Source organism: Stenotrophomonas sp. STEN033 (assembly GCF_056856655.1).
Genome location: NZ_JBXFWM010000008.1, coordinates 1 through 23,538 on the forward strand (window position 1 = coordinate 1; position 23,538 = coordinate 23,538).

At 65.3% G+C, this 23,538-nt stretch carries 18 protein-coding genes; 8 read left to right on the plus strand and 10 right to left on the minus strand.

The annotated features are described in order from the left end of the window. Positions 1 to 98: 98 nt before the first annotated feature. From AC1VXC_RS04570 to AC1VXC_RS04595, 6 genes are all read right to left on the minus strand, one after another. Positions 99 to 497 (minus strand): RidA family protein, encoded by a 399-nt coding sequence (locus tag AC1VXC_RS04570; RefSeq protein WP_481539898.1) that lies wholly within the window; start codon positions 495 to 497, stop codon positions 99 to 101. Between the two features lie 34 nt (positions 498 to 531). Then, positions 532 to 1,971 (minus strand): N-acyl-D-amino-acid deacylase family protein, encoded by a 1,440-nt coding sequence (locus AC1VXC_RS04575; RefSeq protein WP_481539897.1) that lies wholly within the window; start codon positions 1,969 to 1,971, stop codon positions 532 to 534. A 3-nt stretch (positions 1,972 to 1,974) separates the two neighbouring features. After that, entirely contained in the window at positions 1,975 to 2,850 is an 876-nt protein-coding gene (locus AC1VXC_RS04580) for a MurR/RpiR family transcriptional regulator (protein ID WP_313173107.1), read from the minus strand. Between the two features lie 2 nt (positions 2,851 to 2,852). Next, a complete protein-coding gene (locus tag AC1VXC_RS04585; RefSeq protein WP_313173108.1) occupies positions 2,853 to 4,208 on the minus strand; it encodes a GntT/GntP/DsdX family permease in 1,356 nt (451 codons plus the stop codon). Between the two features lie 23 nt (positions 4,209 to 4,231). Further along, on the minus strand, positions 4,232 to 5,497 hold the full coding sequence (locus AC1VXC_RS04590) for an amino acid deaminase (RefSeq protein WP_481539896.1): 1,266 nt from the start codon (positions 5,495 to 5,497) through the stop codon (positions 4,232 to 4,234). A gap of 124 nt (positions 5,498 to 5,621) precedes the next feature. After that, positions 5,622 to 6,770 carry an OprO/OprP family phosphate-selective porin gene (locus AC1VXC_RS04595; protein WP_481539895.1) on the minus strand — a complete coding sequence of 383 codons (1,149 nt, stop codon included), beginning with the start codon at positions 6,768 to 6,770 and terminating at the stop codon, positions 5,622 to 5,624. 116 nt (positions 6,771 to 6,886) lie between these two features. Here AC1VXC_RS04595 and AC1VXC_RS04600 point away from each other — a divergent pair, with 116 nt between their 5' ends. Further along, positions 6,887 to 7,528: a response regulator transcription factor gene (locus AC1VXC_RS04600; protein WP_313173111.1), complete on the plus strand. Its 642-nt coding sequence runs from the start codon at positions 6,887 to 6,889 to the stop codon at positions 7,526 to 7,528. 298 nt (positions 7,529 to 7,826) lie between these two features. Here AC1VXC_RS04600 and AC1VXC_RS04605 read toward each other — a convergent pair whose 3' ends face one another. Next, a complete protein-coding gene (locus tag AC1VXC_RS04605) occupies positions 7,827 to 10,469 on the minus strand; it encodes a PAS-domain containing protein (RefSeq protein ID WP_481538899.1) in 2,643 nt (880 codons plus the stop codon). A gap of 184 nt (positions 10,470 to 10,653) precedes the next feature. Between AC1VXC_RS04605 and AC1VXC_RS04610 the strand changes: the two genes are divergently transcribed. Both AC1VXC_RS04610 and AC1VXC_RS04615 read left to right on the plus strand, forming a co-directional pair. Next, complete coding sequence (locus tag AC1VXC_RS04610; protein WP_313492882.1) at positions 10,654 to 11,985, plus strand: dicarboxylate/amino acid:cation symporter; 1,332 nt, start codon at positions 10,654 to 10,656, stop codon at positions 11,983 to 11,985. Positions 11,986 to 12,223: 238 nt separating this feature from the next. Further along, a complete protein-coding gene (locus AC1VXC_RS04615) occupies positions 12,224 to 14,515 on the plus strand; it encodes an NADP-dependent malic enzyme (RefSeq protein ID WP_313173114.1) in 2,292 nt (763 codons plus the stop codon). A gap of 239 nt (positions 14,516 to 14,754) precedes the next feature. On the opposite strand, the gene AC1VXC_RS04620 is transcribed toward AC1VXC_RS04615, so the two are convergent. Continuing rightward, complete coding sequence (locus AC1VXC_RS04620; protein WP_313173115.1) at positions 14,755 to 15,120, minus strand: helix-turn-helix transcriptional regulator; 366 nt, start codon at positions 15,118 to 15,120, stop codon at positions 14,755 to 14,757. A gap of 449 nt (positions 15,121 to 15,569) precedes the next feature. Here AC1VXC_RS04620 and AC1VXC_RS04625 point away from each other — a divergent pair, with 449 nt between their 5' ends. Beyond that, positions 15,570 to 16,670 (plus strand): HlyD family secretion protein, encoded by a 1,101-nt coding sequence (locus tag AC1VXC_RS04625; RefSeq protein ID WP_481538898.1) that lies wholly within the window; start codon positions 15,570 to 15,572, stop codon positions 16,668 to 16,670. 194 nt (positions 16,671 to 16,864) lie between these two features. Further along, complete coding sequence (locus tag AC1VXC_RS04630; RefSeq protein ID WP_481538897.1) at positions 16,865 to 19,609, plus strand: M16 family metallopeptidase; 2,745 nt, start codon at positions 16,865 to 16,867, stop codon at positions 19,607 to 19,609. A 70-nt stretch (positions 19,610 to 19,679) separates the two neighbouring features. On the opposite strand, the gene AC1VXC_RS04635 is transcribed toward AC1VXC_RS04630, so the two are convergent. After that, positions 19,680 to 19,814, minus strand: coding sequence for a hypothetical protein (locus AC1VXC_RS04635; protein ID WP_481528058.1), 135 nt, complete (start codon positions 19,812 to 19,814; stop codon positions 19,680 to 19,682). Between the two features lie 77 nt (positions 19,815 to 19,891). Here AC1VXC_RS04635 and AC1VXC_RS04640 point away from each other — a divergent pair, with 77 nt between their 5' ends. The 3 genes from AC1VXC_RS04640 to AC1VXC_RS04650 are packed head-to-tail and all read left to right on the plus strand — an operon-like array spanning position 19,892 to position 22,527. Continuing rightward, on the plus strand, positions 19,892 to 20,089 hold the full coding sequence (locus tag AC1VXC_RS04640; RefSeq protein WP_282267169.1) for a zinc-finger domain-containing protein: 198 nt from the start codon (positions 19,892 to 19,894) through the stop codon (positions 20,087 to 20,089). A 10-nt stretch (positions 20,090 to 20,099) separates the two neighbouring features. Continuing rightward, the gene (locus AC1VXC_RS04645; protein ID WP_313492880.1) at positions 20,100 to 21,212 is read left to right on the plus strand and encodes a glycosyltransferase; all 1,113 of its coding nucleotides are present in this window, start codon (positions 20,100 to 20,102) and stop codon (positions 21,210 to 21,212) included. Further along, a complete protein-coding gene (locus AC1VXC_RS04650; RefSeq protein ID WP_481538896.1) occupies positions 21,193 to 22,527 on the plus strand; it encodes an O-antigen ligase family protein in 1,335 nt (444 codons plus the stop codon). The genes AC1VXC_RS04645 and AC1VXC_RS04650 overlap by 20 nt, the downstream gene beginning before the upstream one ends. Before the next feature lie 29 nt (positions 22,528 to 22,556). Here the strand turns inward: AC1VXC_RS04650 and AC1VXC_RS04655 are convergent, their stop codons facing one another. Beyond that, positions 22,557 to 23,477, minus strand: coding sequence for an LpxL/LpxP family Kdo(2)-lipid IV(A) lauroyl/palmitoleoyl acyltransferase (locus AC1VXC_RS04655; protein WP_313173120.1), 921 nt, complete (start codon positions 23,475 to 23,477; stop codon positions 22,557 to 22,559). Positions 23,478 to 23,538: the final 61 nt, after the last annotated feature.

The window sequence follows — 23,538 nt, forward strand, 5'->3', positions numbered from 1 at the left end:
TCACACCCCCCCCCACCCCACTCTCCGCCCGCCCCTTGGCGTGGCTGCGCCCTCCGCTCCCCGGCCCGCTGGTACCGGGGCGGCCCACTACGGTTGGATCAGTCGCGCTGCGGGCGCTTGTAGGCCACGCAGTCCACTTCCACCTTGCAATCCACCACCATGCGGCTTTGGACGCAGGCACGGGCCGGCGGGTGTTCGCCGAAGTAATGCTTGAACACGCCGTTGAAGGCGTAGAAGTCACGGGCATCGTCCAGCCATACGCCACAGCGCACGACATGCTCGGGGCCGTAGCCGGCTTCGGCCAGGATCGCCAGTACGTTGCCGATGACCACATGCGACTGCTCGGTCACGGTGCCGGCCACCAGTTCGCCATCACGCATCGGTACCTGCCCGGAGACGTACAGCCAGCCGTCGGCTTCGACCGCGCGCGAGAACGGCATGTGCTGCTTGCCTTGGCCTACGCCGCCTTCGGCGCCATAGCGTTTGATGTCACTCATCGATAGTCCTTTGTTTTGGGTACAGCGGTTGCATTCAGGCGGCTGGTGCAGCCTCGGGGCAGACAAAACGGCCTGCGCGGGCCACGACCTGCCGGCCGTCGTAGCTCAGGCAGCCATTGACCCAGACCGCGCTGATGCCTTCGGCGGCACGGATCGGATCGTGGAAGCTGGCGGTATCGCGTACCCGTGCCGGGTCGAACAGCACCAGGTCGGCACACCAGCCGGCGCGGATGAAGCCGCGCGCGCCCATCGCGAAGCGCGACGCGGGCAGGCCGGTCATCTTGTGCACGGCGGTATGCAGCGGGAACAACTGCTCATCGCGGGAATAGTGGCCAAGTACGCGCGGGAAGGTGCCCCACAGCCGCGGATGCGGGCGCGGGTCGCGCGGCAGGCCATCCGAACCGATCATGGTCAGTGGATGGGCAAGGATCTGGCGGACGTCGGCCTCGTCCATGCCGTGGTAGACGGCGCCAGCAGGCTGCAGGCGGATGGCGGCGTCCAGCAGCGACACATTCCAGTCGGCGGCGATCGCCGCCAGCAGGCGGCCGCCCTGGTCGGGCTCGGGCTCGGACCAGGTGATCAGGATGTCGAAGGCGTCGGTGACCTGCTTCAGGTCCAACGTCGAGGCGCTGGCGGCATAGGGGTAGCAGTCGCAGGCAACGTCCTGGGTGGCGGAGGCGGCGTGCAGGCTGGCCAGCACTTCGCCGCTGCGTCCCCAGTTGTCGATGCCGGCGCACTTCAGGTGCGAGACGCGGACGGCGGCCTGCGGTGCACGTGCGGCGCTGAAGGCCTCCTCCATCGCATCGAGGATGCCGCCGAATTCGTCGCGCAGGTGGGTGGCGTACAAGCCGTTGCGCGGCAGCTCCATGGCCAGTGCGTCGACTTCCGACGATGGCGCGCTGAAGGCCGAGGCATAGGCAAGGCCACTGCTCAGTCCCAGCGCGCCCTGGGCCAGGCTCTCACGCAGCTGTGTCCGCATCGCGTCGATCTCATCGGCGCTGGCGGCACGGTCGAGCCGGTCCATATGGTTCTGGCGCAGGGCCGTGTGGCCGACCAGCGCGGCTACGTTCACCGCCGGACCGGCCTGCTCCACCGCCCTGCGGTAGCTGGCGAAATCCGCGTAGCGGAAATCCTCGGCATCGCCGAGCAGGTTCATCGGGTCCGGCACCTGGTCGCGGATATGCACCGGGCTGGCGCTGATGCCGCAGTTGCCGACCACCACCGTGGTCACGCCCTGCGACAACTTGCTGCGCATGTCCGGATTGCGGATCACTTCCAGGTCGTCATGGGTATGCACATCGATCAAGCCCGGCGCCAGGGCCAGGCCCTGGGCGTCGATCACATTTGCCGCCGCGGCATCGCCAAGCTGGCCAACGGCGACGATGCGGCCGGCATGGATGGCCACATCACCCTGCACGCCGGCCTGGTCGCTGCCATCGAAGATCAGCGCGTTGCGTATCAAGAAGTCATGCATGGATCAGTCACCCAGCGGCAGGCGTGAATCACCGCCACGGTGGCGGTCCAGTGCCAGCTTGATGCGGCGCAGGTGCTCGTGGTTGGCGTTGGCGTCGCTGAGTGCGGTGGTGGTGGCGAGTACGTCGATCGCCAGCATCATCGCGTAGCGCGACGCGGAAGGTTTGAACACGAAATCCGTTTCCTCGATCTGGATCGGCAGCAGCCAGTCGCTGCGCTCGGCAAGGGCGGTGCCGGCCTGGGTGATGGCACCGATGCGCGCACCGTAGGTGCGGGCGATATCGGCGGCGGATACGATCTCCGGGGTGATGCCGCTGACCGACAACACCAGCACCAGGTCGTCCGGTCCCAGCGTGGCGCCGATGATCTTCATCATCAGCGCGTCGCTGCAGGCCGATACCGGGCGGCCAAAGCGCACCAGGCGGCTTTGCAGTTCCTGCGCGAAGACGGTGGAGCAGCCACCCAGGCCAAAGATGTGGATCATCCGCGCCTTGCACAACGCCTCGGCCAGGCCCTGCACCACGTCTTCCTTCAGGTTGGCGATGTTGTGGCGCAGGCTTTCCTGGATGTCATCGCAGATCTGCGCGTACAGCGCCGATACCGGCGGCGCGTTCTGCTGCTCCAGGAAGCGCTTGCCGACCGCGCTGGCGGAGGCCAGGCGTGCGCGCAGTTCGCGCACGTGCTCGCAGCCCAGGGCCTTGGCGAAACGCGAGATGGCGGCGGCGCTGACCTCGGCACGCTCGGCCAGTTCGCTGACCCCGTACTGTGCAGCGGCGTCCACGTCGGCAAGGATGGCCGCGGCGATGCGCGCTTCCACCGGGCTGAACTCATGCTGGCGCTGGCGCAGCTCATAGACGATATCGAACGTATTCTGCGACATGTTCAAAGCACCATGGAGAGGGCCATCACCAGCAGCAGGGCGACGACGGAGATAAGGGTTTCGAGCACCGTCCAGGTCTTGAAGGTCTGGGCGACGGTCATGTTGAAGTATTCCTTCACCAGCCAGAAGCCACCGTCATTGACATGTGACAGCACCACCGAGCCGGCACCGGTGGCCAGCACCAGCAACTCGGGGTGGGCATAGCCCATCGCCGCGGCGATCGGCGCGACGATGCCGGAGGCCGTGGTCATCGCCACGGTCGCCGAGCCGGTGGCGATCCGCATCAGCGCGGCCATGGTCCAGCCCATCAACAGCGGCGACAGTTCAAAGCGCTGCGACAGGCCGATGATTTCCGCCGCAACGCCGGTGTGCACGAGGATGCCGTTGAGACCACCGCCGGCGCCCACCAGCAAGGTGATGGCAGCGGTGGGGGCCAAACACTCCTGGGTGAACTTGAGGATCTGCTCACGGCTGAAGCCACGTAGCAGGCCCAGGGTGATGAAGCTCATCAAGGTCGCCAGCAGCAGCGCCACCACCGAATGGCCGATGAAACGCAGGCCGTGGTTGAGGGACGAGCCGGGTGTTGCGATCTGGTCGGCCCAGCCACCGAGCAGCATCAACCCGACCGGCAGCAACAAGGTCGCCAGGGTGATGCCGAAACCGGGCAGTTGCTCATCGGGAATGCGGCTATGGCCTTCATCGAGCAATGCCGCTTCCATCGGGTTGTGCGCGGGCAACTGCACCCTGGGAGCAACGAATTTGGCGAACACCGGACCCGCCAGGGCGGCCGTCGGCAAGCCGACCAGCAGCGAATAGAACACGGTGCGGCCGACATCGGCGCCATAGGCATTCACCGCCAGCATCGCGGCCGGATGCGGTGGCACCAGGCCGTGCACGACCGACAGGCCGGCCACCATCGGCAGGCCGACCAGCAGCAGCGGCACGCCAGTGCGGCGGGCCACGTTGAGCACGATCGGGATAAGCAGCACGAAGCCGACTTCGAAGAAGATCGGCAAGCCCACGCAGAAGGCGATCAGCATCATCGCCCAGTGCACGTTCTTCGTGCCGAAGCGGGCGATCAACGTGCGCGCGATGCGCTCGGCGCCGCCGGACTCGGCCATCATCTTGCCGAGCATGGTGCCCAGCGCGACGATCAGGGCGATATGTCCCAGGGTCTTGCCCACGCCTTGTTCATAGGCCGGCAGGATTTCCGGTGCCGGCATGCCGGCAAACAGTGCCAGGCCCACTGAAACCAGGGTGACACTGATGAAGGGGTTAAGCCGAAAGCGGGCGATCAGCACAATCAGTGCGAGGATCGACAAGGCGGCGTAGATCAACAGCAGATTACCGTCGGTCATGCGTACAGGCCCGGAGGAAGCGGTTAGAACTGCGTGGAAACGGCGCCGACGACGCGGTGTGCGTCATCGACCACCAGCAGGTGGCGCCATTTGTCGAAGGTCAGGCAGGGATGGGAGATATCGAAACAGAGCATGTCGCCCACCTGCAGCGCATCGTCGGCCTGCACTTCGAGGAAGGCGTGCTGGTCCATCATCGCGGTGACCTTCCAATGCGCGGCGGCGTTGCTCGGCGCCGCCTCGCCGGGGCGATAGTGCAGGGCGGGGACCGGGAAGCCGGCATCGAAGGCGGCATCGCGCTTGCCCAGGCCGATGATCGCCTTGCCCGGTTCCGGCCGTGACTGCACATAGGCCCAGAGGCGCAGCGCTGGCTGCAGGCTGCTGCCCATTTCGCGGGCGACCGGGTTGCTGGCGTGGATGCGTTCGGCGGCCTGCCGGTAGATACCGACGTCGTGACTGAGATAGCAGCCCGGGCGCAGCACGATCTGTGCATCCGCATCGTTGGCCAGCACCGAGAATTCCTCGGCAACCACGTCGAACCAGGCCGAGCCAGCGCCGCTGAGGATGGCCGGCAACTGGCGGAAGCCGCCATTGGCGTGGATCGCCTGCCACTGTGCCAGGCTGCGCTGCAGCATGGCGCGGACGCCGGCCTCGTCGCCGGCGACACCTTCGTAGACTTCCACGCCCACCAATGCCACGGCATCGGGCCAGCGTGCAATTTCCTCCAGCACCGCCTGCGCCTGCGCCTCATCGCGTACGCCGGTACGTCCCCCGGCCAGGCCGATCTCCAGCAGCACCTTGATCTGCTGCCCGCGCGCGCTGAAATAGCTGCCCAGCGCGGCGACATTGGCGGCCGAGTCCACCACGCAGGCGAACCAGAAGCCCGGGTCGCGCTGCTGCAGGGAGGCGACCAACTCGAAATTGCCCTTGCCGACCAACTGGTTGGCCAGCAGCACGCGCTGCACGCCTTCGGCATGGGCAGCGGCGGTCTGTGCCGCGGTGGCCAGGGTGATGCCCCAGGCACCGGCATCGAGCTGCATGCGGAACAGGGCCGGGCTCATGGTGGTCTTGCCGTGCGGCGCCAACTGGCAGCCATAGGCCTGCGCGAACCGACGCATCCACTGCAGGTTGTGCTGCAGCGCCGGGGCACTGAGCACCGCGGCTGGCAGGCTCAGTTGCTCCTCCAGGATCGAAGGTGCGGCGGCTGCGATCGACGCAGGCGTCCACGGGCCGCCGCTGGGGAGGCCCTTGCCGACTAGAACTGCTTCGGAATGAAAGTAATTTTCCTGCACGAATCCTGCCTCTTGCCGTGGTCACCCGGGATTATGGATGGCGATTGGGGCGAAAGGTGGAGAATACGTGAAAATTATTTTCTTGTGTGCACGGCGCCCGCCCGGGCGGGCCTGACAAGCGGGCTCAGAAGTGCAGTTGGGCGCGTCCGGCAAGCACGCCGGTATGGTCCAGCGTCTGCCCGCGCAGTTCATCACGGCGCCGGCTGTCGGTCCAGTCCAGCATCAGCCGGACCTTGCTGGAGGCGTACCAGTTCACCCCAAGGGTCCAGGCTTCAGCGGTGACATCGCGCTGCTGCGCTGGCCATTGGCGGCCGTTGATGCGGTCGTAGCGGGCGACAAGTTCCCAGGCGCCGATGTCCCCCTCCGGTTCCAGCTGGATGAAGCGGCCACCTTTGGGGTCATAGGGACGGGTTTCGCCGGTGAGCAGCCAGCTGCCTTGCAGGTAGCCGGCCTGGACTTCGCCACGTTGCTGGCCGTCGTCGTAGCGGGCGCCGCCGTACTCGGCCTGCCACGACCAGGGGCCGGACACGCCTGCGGTTTCGACGCTGTAGCGGTTCACCGAGACTGCGCGGCCGCTGCGGAAGTCCACCAGTGGCAAACGGCCGTTGTCACCGCAGTGGCCGGTGGTGCGAGCCTGCGCACGCAGCGGCAGGGCGCCATCGGCACCTGGATGGCTGTGGTGCTCGTGGGCACCGGAGACACCAAAGTGCAGGACATGGCCCGGTTGCTGCCAGGGCGCGTGGCCGACGCGGCCGCCGATGACGTGCCCCTTGGCCTGCCAGACGTCGATGCTCTCCAGGCTGAAAACGCTGCCGCTCCAGAAAATGCCTGCATGGTTGCCTTGCGCACCGATGCCCAACCGGTAAGCCGTCCCCAGCGACTGCACCAGGAAACTGCGCTCGATGGTGGGGGTGTGGTTGGCGCTGCTGCGATCATCCAGCGTGTAGAACTGCTTGAACTGGCCGACAGTCAGCAGGGCAGTGCCGATCTTGTGGGTGAGATATACGTCGCGTGCGACCGGGCGATGGCCAGCGAAGTCGGCCTCGAGCTTGTAGCCCACGCTGTGCACCTTGCCTGCCACGCCCAACCACGCAGCGCGCAGATCGTCGCCGCTGCGTTCTGCGGGGCCGCGCGTGTCATTGTCGAAATGGGCGAACTCGTAGTAGAGGCGGCCGCTGAACTTGGCGGTGATGTCGTCGTTGGCAAGTGCGGTGGGCGCGGTGGCCAGCATCAGCAGGCCGGTGAATGCAGTGCACAGGGGGAAATCGGCCATCCGTTGCCTCGACACAGGGGAAGTGTGCGGACGATAGACAGCGGGAATGCAGTCACCAATAACGATTTGGGACTAGGGCTAGGGTAGCTGGGCGGTGGCCGTGCCAAACTGCTGCGATGAGTCTGATCAAGGTACTTGTTGCCGACGACCATCCCTTGTTCCGCGCCGCAGTGCTGCATGCATTGCGCGACGGCGGGGCCGTGGGCGAGATGCTGGAAGTGGCCAGTGTCTCGGCGCTGACCGAGGCAGTGGCCGGGCACGCCGATGTGGATCTGGTCCTGCTGGACCTGACCATGCCGGGGGCGCATGGATTTTCCTCGCTGGTGTGGCTGCGGGGTGAGCGGCCCGAGCTGCCGGTGATCATCATTTCCTCCAACGACAATCCGCGGGTGATCCGCCGTGCCCAGCAGTTCGGTGCGGTCGGTTTCATTCCCAAATCCGCACCGGTGGAATCGATAGGGGCTGCAGTGGCTGCGGTGATGGACGGTGATACCTGCTTCCCCCCGTTGGCAGCGGTGCGCTCCGAGCACGACGCGCTGCTTGCCTCACGGCTGGCGCGGCTGACCCCGCAGCAGATCCGCGTGTTGCTGTGCATGGCCGATGGCCTGCTCAACAAGCAGATCGCCCATGTGCTGGGGCTGGCCGAGAACACGGTGAAGGTACATGTCACCGCCGTGCTGAAGAAGCTGGAGTGCAATAGCCGCACCCAGGCGGCGGTGTTGTTGAAGACGCTGGAGGCGGAGTGGGAGCCGGAGTAGCCCAGGACGTTGGGGTAGCGCCGAGCCATGCTCGGCAGAGGCTTTCCCGGTAATGCCCCAGCCGAGCATGGCTCGGCACTACAGGTGGGGCATTCCGGGTAATGCCCCAGCCGAGCATGGGTCGGCTCTACAGGTGGGGCATTTTGGGTAATGCCCCAGCCGAGCATGGCTCGGCACTACAGGTGGGGTATTTCGGGTAATGCCCCAGCCGAGCATGGCTCGGCTCTACAGGTGGGGCATTCCGGGTAATGCCCCGCGCACGGCTCGGCGCTACCGTGCAGCGCATACCAGTGCTGGCTCAGCTCGCGCGCTGGTATAGATGCGTCATCAGCGAACGCAACGCCGCGGTTCGTGCCTGCTTGGAAACAAAGCCCCAGTTGCGCTCGCGTGCGAGCTCGCGCAGGTCCGGGTCCTGTTCGGCGGTGAACAGGATCACGCCGGGCTCGTTGCCCCAGCGTTCCACCAGCAAGGGCAACAGCGCAGGGCCGCTGATATCGCCCATGCGCACATCCAGCAACAGCAGGTCGGGATCGTTGCCTGGCTGTGCTGTGGCCTGTGCCGCATCCACGCCGCCGGCGAACTCTACCTGGCAGCCCCAGCGTTCAAGCAGCAGGCGGGTGGCCAGGCTGATGCGCGGATCGTCGTCGATGCACCAGGTCCGGCACCCGGCCAACAGCGAGTCCATCTGCGGTTCCTCCGGCAACATCACCGGCAGGGTGCAGCAGCCAACATCACCGCGTGGCAGGCTGACCGAGAACACGCTGCCACGCCCAGGCGTCGAGCGCAGGCCGATGCGGTGATCGAGCAGGTGGGCAATGCGATCAACGATGGCCAGACCCAGGCCGGCGCCCGGCTCCTCGCTGCCTGCATTGTCGAGCCGACGGAATTCCTCGAAGATCTCCTGCTGGCGTGCCTCCGGGATGCCGGTGCCGGTGTCGTGGACTTCGATGCGAAGCTGCTCGCCATCGCGGCGACAACCGACGACGATGCGCCCGTTGCGGGTATAGCGCACGGCATTGGACAGCAGGTTCTGCAGGATACGCCGCAGCAGTGCCTCGTCGCTGCGCACCACCGCGCGGGTGGCGACATGGCTGACCCGCAGGCCACGCGCATTGGCGAGGATGCCGAACTCGATGCTCAATGCTTCGAGCATGGGCTCCAGCGCGAAGTCACGGACCCGTTTCTCAAGCGCGCCGGATTCGAGCCGGGAAATATCGAGCAGGCTGGTCAGGATGCCATCCTGTGCGGTCAGCGCATTGTCGACGTTGTCGGCGATGTCGCGGCTGGTTGCATCGGGCAGGCGGCTGCGCAGCGCCGACAGGAACATGCGTGCGGCATTCAGCGGCTGCAGCAGGTCGTGCACGGCTGCGGCCACCAGACGCGTCTTGGCCTGGTTGGCCTCCTCGGCATCACGCTTGGCGCCGGCCAGGTCGTGGGTGCGCTCGCTGATCCGCAGGCTCAGTGTATCGGCCAGCGAACGCAGATCGCGGGCGGCATTGCGGTAGGCGGTGATATCGGTATAGCTGGTGACAAAGCCGCCGTCCGGCAGCGGGTTGCCGCGGATCTCGATCACATTGCCGTCGCCGCTCTCACGCTCGTGCATGTGCGGGGTGGCTGAGCGCAGGTGGTTGAGCCGCCGTTCGATTGCTTCCTCCACCGGGCCGGGGCCGAGCAGTCCGCGGCGTGCGTTGTAATGGAACACATCGGCAATCGGGCGGCCCACCTGGATCAGCCCCGGCGGGAACCGGAACAGTTCGACATAGCGCCGGTTCCAGGCCACCAGGTTGAGCTGGGCATCGACCACGCAGACGCCCTGCGGCAGGTGCTGCAGGCTGGCGCTCTCGCCATAGTCGGCGGCACGGGCGGCATGCACCACGCCGTCCTGGGCGGTACGCAGCTCCTGTGCGTGCAGTTCCACCAGTTGCTCCAGCTCGCGACGGCTGCGCTCGCGCAACCGCGCCAGGCGTTGCCGTTGCCATAGGCCATAACCGAGCAGCAGCACCGCGATCAGGCTGGCCATCACCGCGGCGGCAAAGCTGCGCGCGCTGTTGCTGCTGCTGGCGGTACTGCGCAGCAGATGCAGGGTCCATTGCTGTTGCGGCAGTGGCTGCGAGACCCAGATCACGTCGCCGGCATCGGCCAGTTCCGCCCGCTGTTGGTTTGGGCCCAGTCGTGTGCCGGGCGAACGCTGCAGCAGCTGCCGGGGCAGCTGCGTGTACTGGCGGGTGCGCTGGAGTTCCTCGCGGACCTTGTCATCCAGTGCCTGCAGGGTCAGATAACGCCATGGTCGATGACTGGAGAGAAAGATCACACCGTTGCTGTCGCTGACGAAAACCATATCGGCGGTATCGGCCCAGGTCTGCTCCAGCGGCCGCAGGATGACCTTGACCACCACCACGCCGACCGGCTGGCCGCGCTCGTCGCGTACCGCTTCAGACAGGAAATAGCCGGGCATGGCGGTGGTCACGCCTTCGGCATAGAAGGTGCCGCTGCCGTCCTGCATTGCCTGCTGGAAGTACGGGCGGAACTGGTAGTCATTGCCGACATTGCTGCTGCGTGGCATGCGCCAGTTGCTGGCGGCCAGGGCCAGTCCGTTGCGGTCGAGCAGGGTCAGGGTCGAGGTGGCGGCCACGCCATTGACGCGCTCGAGTTTGCGATTCAGGCGCTTCAGCTCCGCTTGGACGAGCGTGGTCCGGGTCAGCGCGCTGCGCACATCCGGATCCAGCGCCAGCACCGCTGGCAGCACACGGTGGCGTTCGATCAGGGCCTGCAGGGCCTCGCCATGCAGGTGCAGTTGGGTGGTCGCGCGCTCGGCGTCGCCGGCAAGGCTGCTGCGCTCGAAATGGCGCAGGGCCACCAGCCCGGTCGCGGTGATGGCTACGCTGGCTGTGAGTGGCAGCAGCCAGCGCATGCGGCGCCGATGGGTGGGAAAGAACGGCATGCCCCCGATGGTCTGGCAGTGCTGTCGCAGCCGGCCATAGGTCTTGTCCGGTTATTGGCGAGGCCGGCTTGGAAGTGCTTCCCGGATCGCGCGGCGTGTTGGCAGTAACACCAATGCGTTATCGGCGGCGCGCGCTTTGGCGGGTAAAAAAACAACCGGTAGTGAACTCGAGGTGTTCCCCGTCATGCTTGCCCCTTCCGCTTCTGTTGCCGGCCCTTGCGGGCGTCGGTTGCCGCTTTATCGCCAGTTGTATGTACAGGTGTTGGTGGCGATCGCGCTGGGCGTGCTGCTGGGTCACTTCGAGCCGCTGTTCGCCGAGCAGCTCAAACCGCTGGGTGACGCTTTCATCAAGCTGGTGAAGATGATCATCGCGCCGGTGATCTTCCTGACCATCGTCACCGGCATCGCAGGGATGACCCACCTGCGCAGCGTCGGCCGCGTGTTTGCCAAGGCGATGGCCTATTTCATGTTCTTCTCCACCCTGGCACTGGTGGTCGGCATGGTGGTGGCGCATGTGGTGCAGCCCGGCGCCGGCATGAACATCAATCCGGCTGACCTGGACCAGAGTGCGGTGGATGGCTATGTGCAGCGCTCGCATGAGCTGAGCCTGGTCGGCTTTGCGCTGGACATCATTCCCAGGACCCTGCTCAGCCCCTTCGTTGGCGACAACATCCTGCAGGTGCTGTTCGTGGCCGTGCTGTTCGGCATTGCCCTGGCCTCGGTTGGCGAGAAAGGACGGCCGGTGCTGGCCCTGCTGGAAGCGCTGACGAGCCCGGTGTTCAAACTGGTGCACCTGCTGATGAAGGCTGCGCCGATCGGTGCGTTCGGCGCCATCGCCTTCACCATTGGCAAGTACGGCATCGCCTCGCTGGTCAACCTGGCCTGGCTGGTGGGCGCGTTCTACCTGACCTCGCTGCTGTTCGTGGTGGTGGTGCTGGGCGCGGTGGCCCGCGTCTGCGGGTTCTCGGTATTCCAGCTGGCCCGCTACCTGAAGGCCGAATTGCTGCTGGTACTGGGCACCTCCTCATCCGAATCGGCGCTGCCCTCGCTGATGGAGAAGATGGAGCGGGCCGGCTGCAGCAAGTCCGTCGTCGGCCTGGTGGTGCCTACCGGCTACTCGTTCAACCTGGATGGCACCAACATCTATATGACCCTGGCGGCATTGTTCATCGCCCAGGCCACCAATACCGAACTGAGTCTTGGCCACCAGATCGCGTTGTTGCTGGTGGCCATGCTCAGCTCCAAGGGCGCGGCCGGGGTTACCGGTGCGGGATTCATCACCCTGGCCGCGACCTTGGCGGTGGTGCCGGAGGTGCCGGTGGCGGGCATGGCGTTGATCCTGGGCGTGGACCGCTTCATGAGTGAATGCCGTTCGTTGACCAATTTCATCGGCAACGCCGTGGCGACGGTGGTGGTTTCGCGTTGGGAAGGGGCGCTGGATCGGCAGCGCCTGGCACTGGTGCTCGCCGGCATGGAGCCGTCCGAACTGCCGCCGTCGCCGACGACGAGGGCCTGAGCTTTACCTGTGTGTGTGTGCGTTTTTGCGCGGGGCTCGCAACCGAGCAGGCGGCCCCGCGACCTTTTTACCGTCCCGAGCCTGTCATCCCCAGGGCGGAGACTTGCACACATGCGGTTGCGTGGAAGGATCGGAATTGTGCGGTTGCAGCATGACTGCGACAGCATAGCGACAGGTCCAGCCGCCTTAACGGCGTTATCATCTCCCGTCCTTCTTGCCCATTAGCGCTCACAACTCGATGTCCAACGAAGATTTCAAGCAGGCCGCCCTCGAATATCACCGGATGTCGCCGCCCGGCAAGATCAAGGTGGTGGCTACCAAGCCCATGTTGACCCAGCGTGACCTGTCGCTGGCGTATTCGCCGGGTGTGGCACATGCCTGCGAAGCGATCATGGAAGACCCGGCCATGGCCAGCGAGATGACCGCGCGCGGCAATCTGGTTGGCGTGATCACCAACGGCACCGCCGTGCTGGGCCTGGGCAATATCGGCCCGCTGGCCGGCAAGCCGGTGATGGAAGGCAAGGGTGTGCTGTTCCAGAAGTTCGCCGGCATCGATGTGTTCGATATCGAAGTCAATGAGAACGACCCGGACAAGCTGGTCGAGATCATCGCCTCGCTGGAGCCGACCTTCGGCGGCATCAACCTGGAAGATATCAAGGCACCGGAGTGCTTCGTCGTGGAGCGCAAGCTGCGCGAGCGGATGAACATCCCGGTGTTCCATGACGACCAGCACGGCACTGCGATCATCGTCGGCGCTGCCGTGCTCAACGCCATGGTGATCACCGGCAAGAAGATCGAAGAGGTCAAGCTGGCCACCACCGGCATGGGCGCGGCGGGTATTTCCTGCGTCAACATGCTGGTTTCGTTGGGTTTGAAGCCGGAAAACATCCTGGCCTACGACCGCGACGGCGTGATCCACACCGGCCGTACCGACCTGGACCCGGAAAAGGCCCGCTACGCCCGCGATACCGACAAGCGCACGCTGGCCGAGATCGTTGATGGTGCGGACATCTTCCTGGGCCTGTCGGCTGGCGGCATCCTCAGCAAGGACATGGTCGCCAGCATGGCGCGTGATCCGGTGATCTTCGCCCTGGCCAATCCCTACCCGGAAATCCTGCCGGAAGATGCCAACGCGGTGCGCCCGGACATCATCATGGGCACCGGCCGTTCGGATTACCCGAACCAGGTCAACAACGCGCTGTGCTTCCCCTACCTGTTCCGCGGTGCGCTGGACGTGGGCGCGACCACCATCAACGAAGAAATGAAGGTCGCCTGCGTGCGCGCGATTGCCGCGCTGGCGCGCAAGGAAGCGTCCGACCTGGGCTCGGCCTACGGCGGCGAGGTCCCCAGCTTCGGCCGTGACTATGTGATTCCGCGTCCGTTCGACCGGCGCCTGCTGGTCGAGCTGTCCTCGGCCGTGGCGCAGGCGGCGATGGACTCGGGCGTGGCGACCCGCCCGATCGCCGATATGGCCGCCTACCGCGACAAGCTGGCCCAGTTCGTCTACCGCACCAGTCTGTTCATGAAGCCGGTCTATGACCGCGCGCGCTCGGACAAGCAGCGCGTGGTCTACGCCGAGGGTGAGGAAGAGGTGGTGCTGCAGGCGGTGCAGAACGTGATCGACGAAGGCGTGGCCTTCCCGATCCTGATCGGCCGTCCGGACGTGATCGAGGCCCGCATCGAGCGGCTGGCGTTGCGCATGCGCGCCGGTGTCGATTTTGAAATCACCAACATCAACGACGATCCGCGCTTCAACGAGTATTGGCAGTACTACCACGAGATGACCGGCCGCAAGGGCGTCACCGTGGCCGCGGCCAAGAACCTGATGCGCTCGCGTCCTACCCTGATCGCGGCGGTGATGGTGGCCCGCGGTGAGGCCGATGCGATGCTGTCGGGCCTGGTTGGCCGCTTCCACAAGAAGCTCGGCTATGTGCGCAGCGTGATCCCGCTGGAATCCAAGGTCAGCTCGACCTCGGCCATGACCGGCGTGATCAACAACCAGGGCGTGTTCTTCTTCGTCGACACCCATGTGCAGGAAGACCCGAGCGTCGAGCAGATCGTCGAATCCACGCTGCAGGCGGCCTACCGCATGAAGCTGTTCGGCATCGAGCCGAAGATCGCGCTGCTGTCGCATTCCAACTTTGGCAGCCACGATTCCAAGGACGCGCTGAAGATGCGCCAGGTACGTGAGGCGCTGCTCAAGCGCAACCCGCGCCTGAACGTGGACGGCGAAATGCAGGGTGACACCGCATGGGATGAGGCATTGCGCGAGAAATTGCTGCCCAACAGCACGCTCAAGGGCCGTGCCAACCTGTTCGTGCTGCCCAACCTGGAAGCGGCCAACATCGCCTACAACCTGGTGCGCGTGTTCACCAACGGCGTTGCGATCGGCCCGATCCTGATGGGCATGACCAAGCCGGTGCACATCCTCACCAGCAGTGCCAGTTCGCGCCGCGTGCTGAACATGACCGCGATTGCCGCGGTGGATGCGCAGATCCGCAAGCAGATGGAAGCCGAACGCGCAGGTTGATTGCCAACCCGCATGCGTCAAAGCAGAGCCGGCCTTGCGCCGGCTTTTCTTTTGCCGGTGATGCGAGAACTGCCGATCTTTTGTAGGAGCGGCGTCAGCCGCGAAGCAGGCGCTCCGTCAGATGGAAGAATTGGCTGATACCTTGGGAATTCCAGCTTCGCGACTGACGCCGCTCCCACAATCAATGGCATGTGTATCGGACAGGCGGCGCCGGTTGAATTCCCGGTCGCCGCCAAGCATCAGAACTGTGGAATCTTCTGCGCCTCCACTATCTGCAATACGAGTTTGCGGGTAGCTGCGCGGCAGGAGCGATAGGCCAGCAACAACCTCCGCTCCGACGGGTCATCCACCAGCTCTGCGTTTTCGCTGGGGATCGCCGCGGAGATTGCATCCAGTTCCCCGCGCCCTGTCGCCAGCCATTCAAATGAAACGTCGGTCACCAGTGCGATGGTGATCAGACGCATCGTGCTGGGTGATATGCCCGTCGGACTTTCCCAGTTACCCACCGCGCTACGGCTTACTTTCAGTTGGCTGGCCAACTCCGCCTGCGTCATCTTCATCTTCCTCCGCGCTTTGCGGATGCGGATTCCCAGATGGTCATGCATAAATTTCTCCTCGAGCGTTGACCATGAGAGCCGACCAAAAGCCTAAGCCATTGCGAGCTTGCGCAGTCGGCAAAGACTTATTGTCAATGTTCATTACGTCCGTGGATTATCCGAACGAAACTCGTCATCGATATTGACGACTTTTGCCAATGTAACTTGCAACTGCTGCCCGTGTTGTTTGATGTCGCTAGGCTGCACTGCGAGCTGCGAAACCAATGGGATTTCCTTGGGAAAACGCTGATAGCTTGATTGGCTTTTGTCTTATGCGTTTAACTGCTGGTGCATGTGTGTCGCAAACCGAATCGAATGAAAAGCTGCAGGCTGTCGATCAATGCAGGTGGGCGCGGATGGGGTTCAAAGGGTCTGCAAAACTGTATGCATGTGCCGCGGGTACATTCGCACTATTGGTCGTCGGGTGGGGCGTACTTTCCCTTCGCACGGACAACGACTTGGCCGCTATTGCGGGCCGGCTGGTGCCGGTGCAGGGGATGGCGACGGTGGTGGCGCCGGTGGGCGGGGTGGTCCGCTGGCTGGATGTCGATGATGGCAAGCGGGTGGTGGAGGGGGACACGCTGGCATTGGTGGTCAGCCAGCGGACGATGCCCGAGATCGGTGATGCCAATGTGGCGCTGGAGCTTGGGCTGCGGCAACGCGAAGACAGCATCGCACTGGCGCGCGACGCGCTGAAGGAGCAGTTGGCGGCGCAGGCTGCAGGCCTGCACGAGCAGATGCAGGCGGCACGCACCGAGGCACGGCAGATCGGATTGGAGATAGCCACCCGCTGCGAGCAGATACGCATCGCGGACGCGGCGCTGGCCCGTCTGCGGGAAGCCGCGGGCACATCGGTGGCCGGGTTTGCCGCGGCTGAGCAGCAGGAGGCGCTGCTGCTCGATTACACGGTGCAGTTGCAGTCGCTGCGCCGGCAACAGGCTGCCGCCCAGCGTCTGATCGCGCAGTTGAAGCAGGCCATGCAGGAGCTGCCGGGACGGCACAAGGCCAATGAAGCCACCTACGCGGAGCATCTGGCGCAACTGCGCCTGGATCAGGTTGAGAACGAGGCCAATGCCGCTTTGCTGGTGAAGGCGCCGGTTGATGGCGTGGTGGTTGCGCGGCTGGTCAAGCCGGGGCAGTCGGTCCACCCTGGCCAGCCGCTGCTCAGTGTATTGCCCGGCGATGGTCGGCTCGAGGCCGAGTTGATGGTGCCCGGGCGCGTGATTGGCGCGCTGGCGCCCGGTGATCGTGTCGTGCTGCGCTATCAGGCGTTTCCGCATCAGAAGTTCGGTGCACAGCACGGCACCATCGCCCACATCAGCCGCACTGCAGTGGACAGTGAAGAGGCGAGCTTCACACCCAAAGTGCCGGTGATGAGGGAGGCGTTCTATCGCGTCACCGTCGAGTTGGCCGATCAGGCCATTCTTGCCCATGGCCGGCTGGAGCCGCTCAAACCCGGCATGATGCTGGATGCGCTGGTCAGCGGCGAGCATGAGCCGCTGAGCGATCGCCTGTTGCAGCCGGTGTATTCGCTTGGGGGCTGGCTGGGTGGGCGTTGAGGTCGCCAGCGGCGCCGGCGGGTGCTGTTGTCGGGCGGGTGCGGTCGCCACAGCGCCAAGGCCGGGATGCCACCACCTCACCGGGTTTTGCGATGATGGGCAGTGCTGCCTGGCGTCCGCGGGTGCGATGCAGGGAAGGTGATGTGCATGGATTCGGGTATTGATCGCAAACTGCCGAGGGCTGGATTCCGATGATGAAGCGTTTTTGTTGTTCCCTGGCCGTGGCCCTGTCGCTGGCGGTGGTACCACTGGCACAGGCGAGCCGGGCCAGCGCCGACCTGCCCGGCGGCGTGCAGGCCGGGCCCTGCGTCGAAGGCGTCTGCGAATACCGCCTGCAGAACGGTCTGCGGGTGCTGCTGTTCGCCGATGCCAGCAAACCGACGGTGACCGTCAATCTGGTCTATGGCGTTGGTTCATTGCACGAAAACTATGGTGAAACCGGCATGGCGCACCTGCTTGAACACCTGTTGTTCAAAGGCACGCCGAAGCACCCGGATATTCCGGGCGAAATGCAGCAGCGCGGGATCAGCAAGAACGCGACCACCTCGCTGGACCGCACCAATTACTTCGCTTCGTTTCCGGCAAATGACGAGACGCTCGACTGGGTGCTGGGGATGGAGGCCGACCGCATGCTCAACGCCAACGTGGCCAAGGCCGACCTCGACAGCGAGATGACGGTGGTCCGCAATGAGATGGAAGCCGGTGACAACAATCCGGTCGGCGTGCTGATGAAACGCATGCGTTCGGTGGCGTTTGATTGGCACAACTACGCGAACATGCCGATCGGCGCACGCTCGGACGTCGAGAATGTTCCTATCGAGAACCTCAAGGCGTTCTATCGCACCTGGTATCAGCCGGACAACGCCTTGCTTATCGTTGCCGGCCGCATTGACGCCGGGCGGGCGCTGGCCCGGGTGGCCGCGCATTTCGCACCGCTGAAAAAGCCGATGCGGACCTTGCCCGGCTTCCACACCGTTGAACCGGTGCAGGACGGCGAGCGCGAAGTCAGCGTGCGCCGTAGCAGTGAGCTGTCGCTGGTTGCCGCCAGCTATCACGTGCCGGCGCTGGCGCAGGCTGACAACGCGCCGCTGACGGTGCTGGGCAATGTGCTGGGAGACAACCCCAATGGCCGCCTTTACAAGGCGATGATGGAAACCAGGCTGGCCGCCTTCGCCACCGCCAGCAGCGAGACCCTGCATGATCCTGGCTTGTTCACCCTGATGTCGGTGCTGCCCAAGGACGGCGACCCGGACAAGGTGGAGGCCGAGTTGTTGAAGCAGGCAGAAGCCATCGCCGCGGCGCCGATCACCGAGGCGGAAGTGACGGCTGCCAAACAGCGTATCGCCAATGCCATCGACAAGCGCGCCAGTGACGTCAATGCGATGGCGATGGCATTGTCCGAATACCAGGCCGCCGGCGACTGGCGCCTGCTGTTCGTGCAGCGCGATGCAATCGAAGGCGTGACTGCTGCCGATGTAAATCGTGTTGCAGCGGCCTACCTGAAGCCGCAGAACCGTACGCTCGGCCGCTTTGTGCCGACTGCCGTACCGGACCGCGCAGTGATTCCCGCCGCGCCCGCCGTTGCGGCCCTGGTGGATGGCTACAAGGGCCGAGCGGCAGTCAGCGCAGGTGAAGCGTTTGATCCCAGCGTGGAGAACATCGCCGCGCGTACCGAGAGTTTTGTCATCGGCGACGGCCTGCGGGTTTCATTGCTGCCCAAGCGTAATCGCGGGCAGACGGTAGCGTTGACGGCGACGTTCCGCTTCGCCGACGAGCAGGCCATTACCGGGCGCAGCGAGGCCGGTAGCTGGGTAGGACCGATGCTGATGGCGGGCAGCAAGCGTCTGGATCGTGGCCAGATCGCCGCCCGCTTTGATGCGCTCAATACCCAGGCGCAGGTGAGCGGTGGCATGCAGGGTGCCAGTATCGGCCTCAACGGAAAGCGCGAAAGCTTGGCCGAGGCCCTGCGACTGGCAGCCGACGTGCTGCGCAACCCTGCATTCCCGCAGGCCGAGTTCGAGCAGCTGCGGCTGCAGGCGATCACCGGGCTGGAGTTCCAGCGCAAGGAGCCGGGAACCCAGGCATCGCTGGCCTTGAGCCAGTATTTCGATCCGTGGCCGGTTGGGCACCCGCTGCACGTGCAATCGATCGATGAGTCACTGGCCCGATTGAAGGCGCTCGAGCTGGAGGACGTGCGTGCTTATCACAGGGATTTCTACGGCACTGCGGAAGGTGAGATCGCGGTGGTTGGCGATTTCGATCCAGTGACATTGAAAACCGAGTTGCAGGCTTTGTTCGCCGACTGGAAGTCGCCCAAGCCCTATGCGCCGATCAGCACCCATTACCGGGATGTCGCGGCCACGCATGAACGCTTCGTCACTCCTGACAAGCCCAATGCGGTACTGCTGGCGCGGCAGAACATCTCGATCAATCTGGCTGATGCGGACTTCCCGGCGCTGAACATCGCCGTCGCCATCCTCGGTGGCGACCCGCTCAAGGCGCGCCTGGGCGATCGCATCCGCCAGAAGGATGGCCTGAGTTACAACGTCGGTGCCGGGCTGAGTGCCGACGAAAGTCGCACGGGCCGTGATGACAACGGCAGCCTGAGCATCCAGGCCATCGCTGCGCCGGAAAACATGGGCAAGCTGGAGGCGGCGTTGCGTGAGGAGCTGGCCCGGCTGGTCGCCGACGGCATCACTGCGGAGGAGCTGCGCAGCGCGGTGGCTGAGAAAAAGGTGGCGCGCGAGCAGTCGCGCGCGGCCGACGGCGCCATTGCAGGGCTGTTGAGCGACCATCTGTACTACGGTCGCGACATGTCGTTTGAAGCGCAACGTGATGCCGCCTACCAGGCGCTGACGGTGGAACAGGTCAATGCCGCCATCCGCAAACACCTCAAGCCCGAGCGGCTTAGTGTGTTTGTCGCCGGGGACTTCAAGTAACGTCGGCACAGGGCAAGCTGGCAACGGGGTGGTCGGCGGTCGCCCCGTTGCTGGCTGCAACCGGCGGCACTCAGCGTGGGTGACGGGCCAGCGCCGTTGTTTTGACCGACAGGATCGCTACCCGGTCGGCCCACAGCGACACCAGCAGCCGGGCAGGGCGGGCTTGGCCGGCTGCGTTGGGGTTGTCGCCGGCTTTTTGCCGCATCCGGATGCTTCGAAGCGGCTGCATCGGCCCGGCGCTGCTAGAATTGCGCAGTCCTGGTTTTTTTCGTGAATGACGCCATGAGCCATACCGCCACCGCGCCCGCCAATGCCGAGAAGCGTTACACCGTGCACCGCGCCGACCTGCCGCTGAGCTGCCCGACGCCGGAAATGGCGCTGTGGAACTCGCATCCGCGGGTTTACCTGCCGATCGAGAACGAACCCAATGGCGAGGCTGCCTGCCCGTATTGCGGTTCGGTGTTCGTCCTGGCCGACTGATCGTTGACCGATGCGCCGTTTGACGGTGGTGCAGTTGCTGCCTGCGCTGCATTCCGGCGGCGTCGAGCGTTCAACCCTGGAAATTGCTGCTGCACTGGTGTCCGCCGGACACCGGGCCATTGTCGTGTCCGCCGGTGGCCGCCTGCTGCAGCCCTTGCTGGACAGTGGTGCCGAGCATCTGACCCTGGACATCGGCCGCAAGTCGCTGCTGACCCTGCGGCACGTGGCCTCGCTGCGGCGCCTGTTCAGCGAAACCGGTGCCGACATCGTGCATGCCCGTTCGCGCTTGCCGGCCTGGCTGGGCTGGTATGCGTTGCGCGGCATGCCAGCGAACCAACGGCCGCACTGGATGACCACCATGCACGGGCTGAATTCGCCCGGCCGCTACAGCGGCATCATGGCCAGTGGCGAACGGGTGGTCTGCGTATCGCAGACCGTGCGTGACTATCTGCTGCAGCACTACCGGCAGACCGATCCGGGCAGGCTGCGGGTGATTCCGCGCGGCGTGGACGTAGGCCAGTTCCCGCGCGTGGAGCGCAGCGACCGCCGGCCGCGGCTGGCGGTGGCGGCGCTGCATCCCTCCCTGGCGGTGGCGGTACCGCTGTTGCTGCTGCCCGGCCGCGGCACCCGCCTGAAGGGACATGCGCATGCCTTGCATCTGCTGGCGGCGCTGCAACGCGAGGGCCAACCCGCGGTGCTGTGGATGCCGGGCGTACGCGAGCCGGGCCGCGAAACCTATGTGCGCGAGCTGGAGCAACTGGCAGGAACGCTGGGGGTGGCCGAACAGGTAGTGCTGAGCGAACCCACAGCCCGCATCGCCGAGGCCTATGCCGCCAGCGATCTGGTCCTGCAGTTGTCGGATAAACCGGAGGCGTTTGGCCGTACCGTACTGGAAGCGCTGTCGGTTGGCCGTCCTGTGGTCGGCTGGAACCATGGCGGCGTGGGCGAACTGCTTGGCCAGCTGCAGCCCTCCGGCGCGGTCGCCCAGGGCGACATGCAGCAGCTGACGCAAAGCGCGCTGCAGCTGCTGCAAGACCCACCATCCCTTCCCCGACGCATCCCCTATACGTTGCAGTCGATGCAGCGTGCGACCCTGGACGTCTATGCAGAACTCGCTGGCTGATCCGTCCCCTGCAGTGGCTCCGCGCCAGCCAGGCTGGTGGGCGCCGATCTGGGTGATCGCCTATGTCGCATTGTTGCCGTTGCCGGGTATCGCCGAATCGGTGCTGGTGCTGGGCGCCTTGTTTACCGTGGTGCGCCTGTTGCTGCTGCGGTTGCGCAAGGGAGGCGGCATCCGCAGCCTGCTGGGTGTGCCGGCGTTGGCGCTGACCAGCGTGTTGTTCTGCGCGTATTGGCTGCCGCAACTCGGTTCGGCGATAGGCGCGGAGGATCCGGGGAAAGTCTGGGGCAAGGTCGCCGGCGGGCTGCGCTATCTGCCTTTCATGTGGTTGGTGGCGATAGCCGTGGGTACACCCCGGCGGCGCAACACCACCTTCAGCGGGCTGGCGTTGATCAGCGGGTTGTGGACGCTGGATGCATTGCTGCAGGCCGGTAGTGGGACCAGCCCCCTGTTCTGGAGCCTGGATCAACTCAAGTGGCTGAGCAGCGGGCATGGGCTGTGCTCGTTGGACGAGGTCGCGGCAGCCGATCGCCTGCCGGGCATCTTCGGCCCCTGCAATCTGAAGTTCGGCCAGGTCCTGGCCAGTCTGTCGCCGTTCCTGCTGTTCCTGGCCGGCGCGCGTCTCGGCCGTGGAGGCTGGTTGCTGGCCGCCGCGGCGGTTGGCGTGGTGCTGGTGCTTGCCGGGTCGCGCGCTTCGCTGATCACCTATGCGCTGGTTCTGCTGATCTCCGGCTGGCGCCTGCTGGGAAGGAAATGGCTGCTGCTGGTGATGCTGGCGGCGGTTGTCGGCATTGGCGCGTTGGCGGGTGGCTCGGCACAGGTGCGCGAACGCTTTGCGCGCACGGCGATGGCATTCGGCGGCGGTGCCGAGGGGCTGAACGAAGCCCTTTCCGGGCGCGGCCAGATCTGGTCCGCGGCCGTGTGCATGGTGCGCGAGCACCCGCTCAACGGGGTGGGGGCGCGCGGTTTCCGTGATGCCTACCCGGGCTGCAATCCAACCCCGGCACAGGATCCGGTGTGGGGCGAGGGCCCGGCGCTGCACGCCCACCAGATCGTCCTGGAGATCCTTGCTGAAACCGGTGTGCTGGGCCTGCTGCTATGGATTGCCGGTGCGGCGATGGCCTTGCGGGCCTGGATCTATTCTGGCCCGCAGGCGCGTGATCGCGCGCGTCCGGCAGCGCTGGCCTTGCTGGTGACGGTATTCCCGCTCAATACCCATCTGGCGTTCTACTCCGCATTCTGGGGTGGCGTGACGGTATTGCTGGCGGCGCTGTATGCCGGTGCGCTGCTGGCCGAAACCGACGGGCAGGACCCTTGAGCCAGTCGGCGGTTGCGGTGTAGCCCGGCTCAATCGTAGAAGTGGCTGCGGCCTTCGGGCTGGCGCTTGAAACGACGGTGGATCCACAGGTACTGGTCCGGTGCCTCGCGCACCATCTGCTCGATCGCGGCGTTGACCTGGGCGGTATCGGCAACGGCATCGTCGGTGGGAAAGCCGGGCAGGGGCGGGGCGATCTTCAGCACATAGCCACTGCCGACGCGGCGATGGAAGTACGGCACCACTGCGCAGCCGGTCATCCGCGCGAACTGATGGGTGGCGGTGATGGTGGATGCGGGCATGCCGAAGAACGGCACGAAGACCGAATCCTTGCCGCGCATGTCCTGGTCCGGCGCGTACCAGAGGAAGCCGCCCTTCTTCAGGTGGCGCACCGTGGCGCGGATGTCCTCGTTGGCGAACATCGCGCAGGCGTACTTGAGCCGCCCGCTTTTTACCGCCCATTCCATTACCGGATTACGGTACTTACGGTACATGCCGGCCAGCGGTACGTGATCGCAGAGCAGGCGGCCGCACATTTCCAGGGTCATGAAGTGGCCTGATACCAGCAGCACACCACGGCCTTCGGCCTGCAGTGCCTTCAGGTGCTCCAGTCCCTCCCATTGCACCTGCGGGCGGATGACATCGATCTTGCCCCACCAGGCGCGGGCGAACTCGAACACACCGACGCCCAGTGCATCGAAGCTGTCGCGCAGCAGGCGCTGGCGCCAGGCCTCGTCTTTCTCGGGGAAACACAGTTTGAGATTGACCTCGGCCGCGCGGCGGCGGCTGCGTGCCAGGTGCAGGGCCAGCCAGCCGATGCCACGGCCCAATGCTCGCTGCAGCGTCCATGGCAGGCGCGCGGCGACGAAGGCGATGCCCAGCCAGGCAAAGGTGGGCCAGTGGCGTGGCTGCAGCAGCGAGGGCCGGGTGGCGCTGGAGGGTGAATCGGACATGCGTCGATTCTAAGCCACGGGCGGTGACGGGGGAGCAGATGGGGTTTGCTGGAGTGGGCGG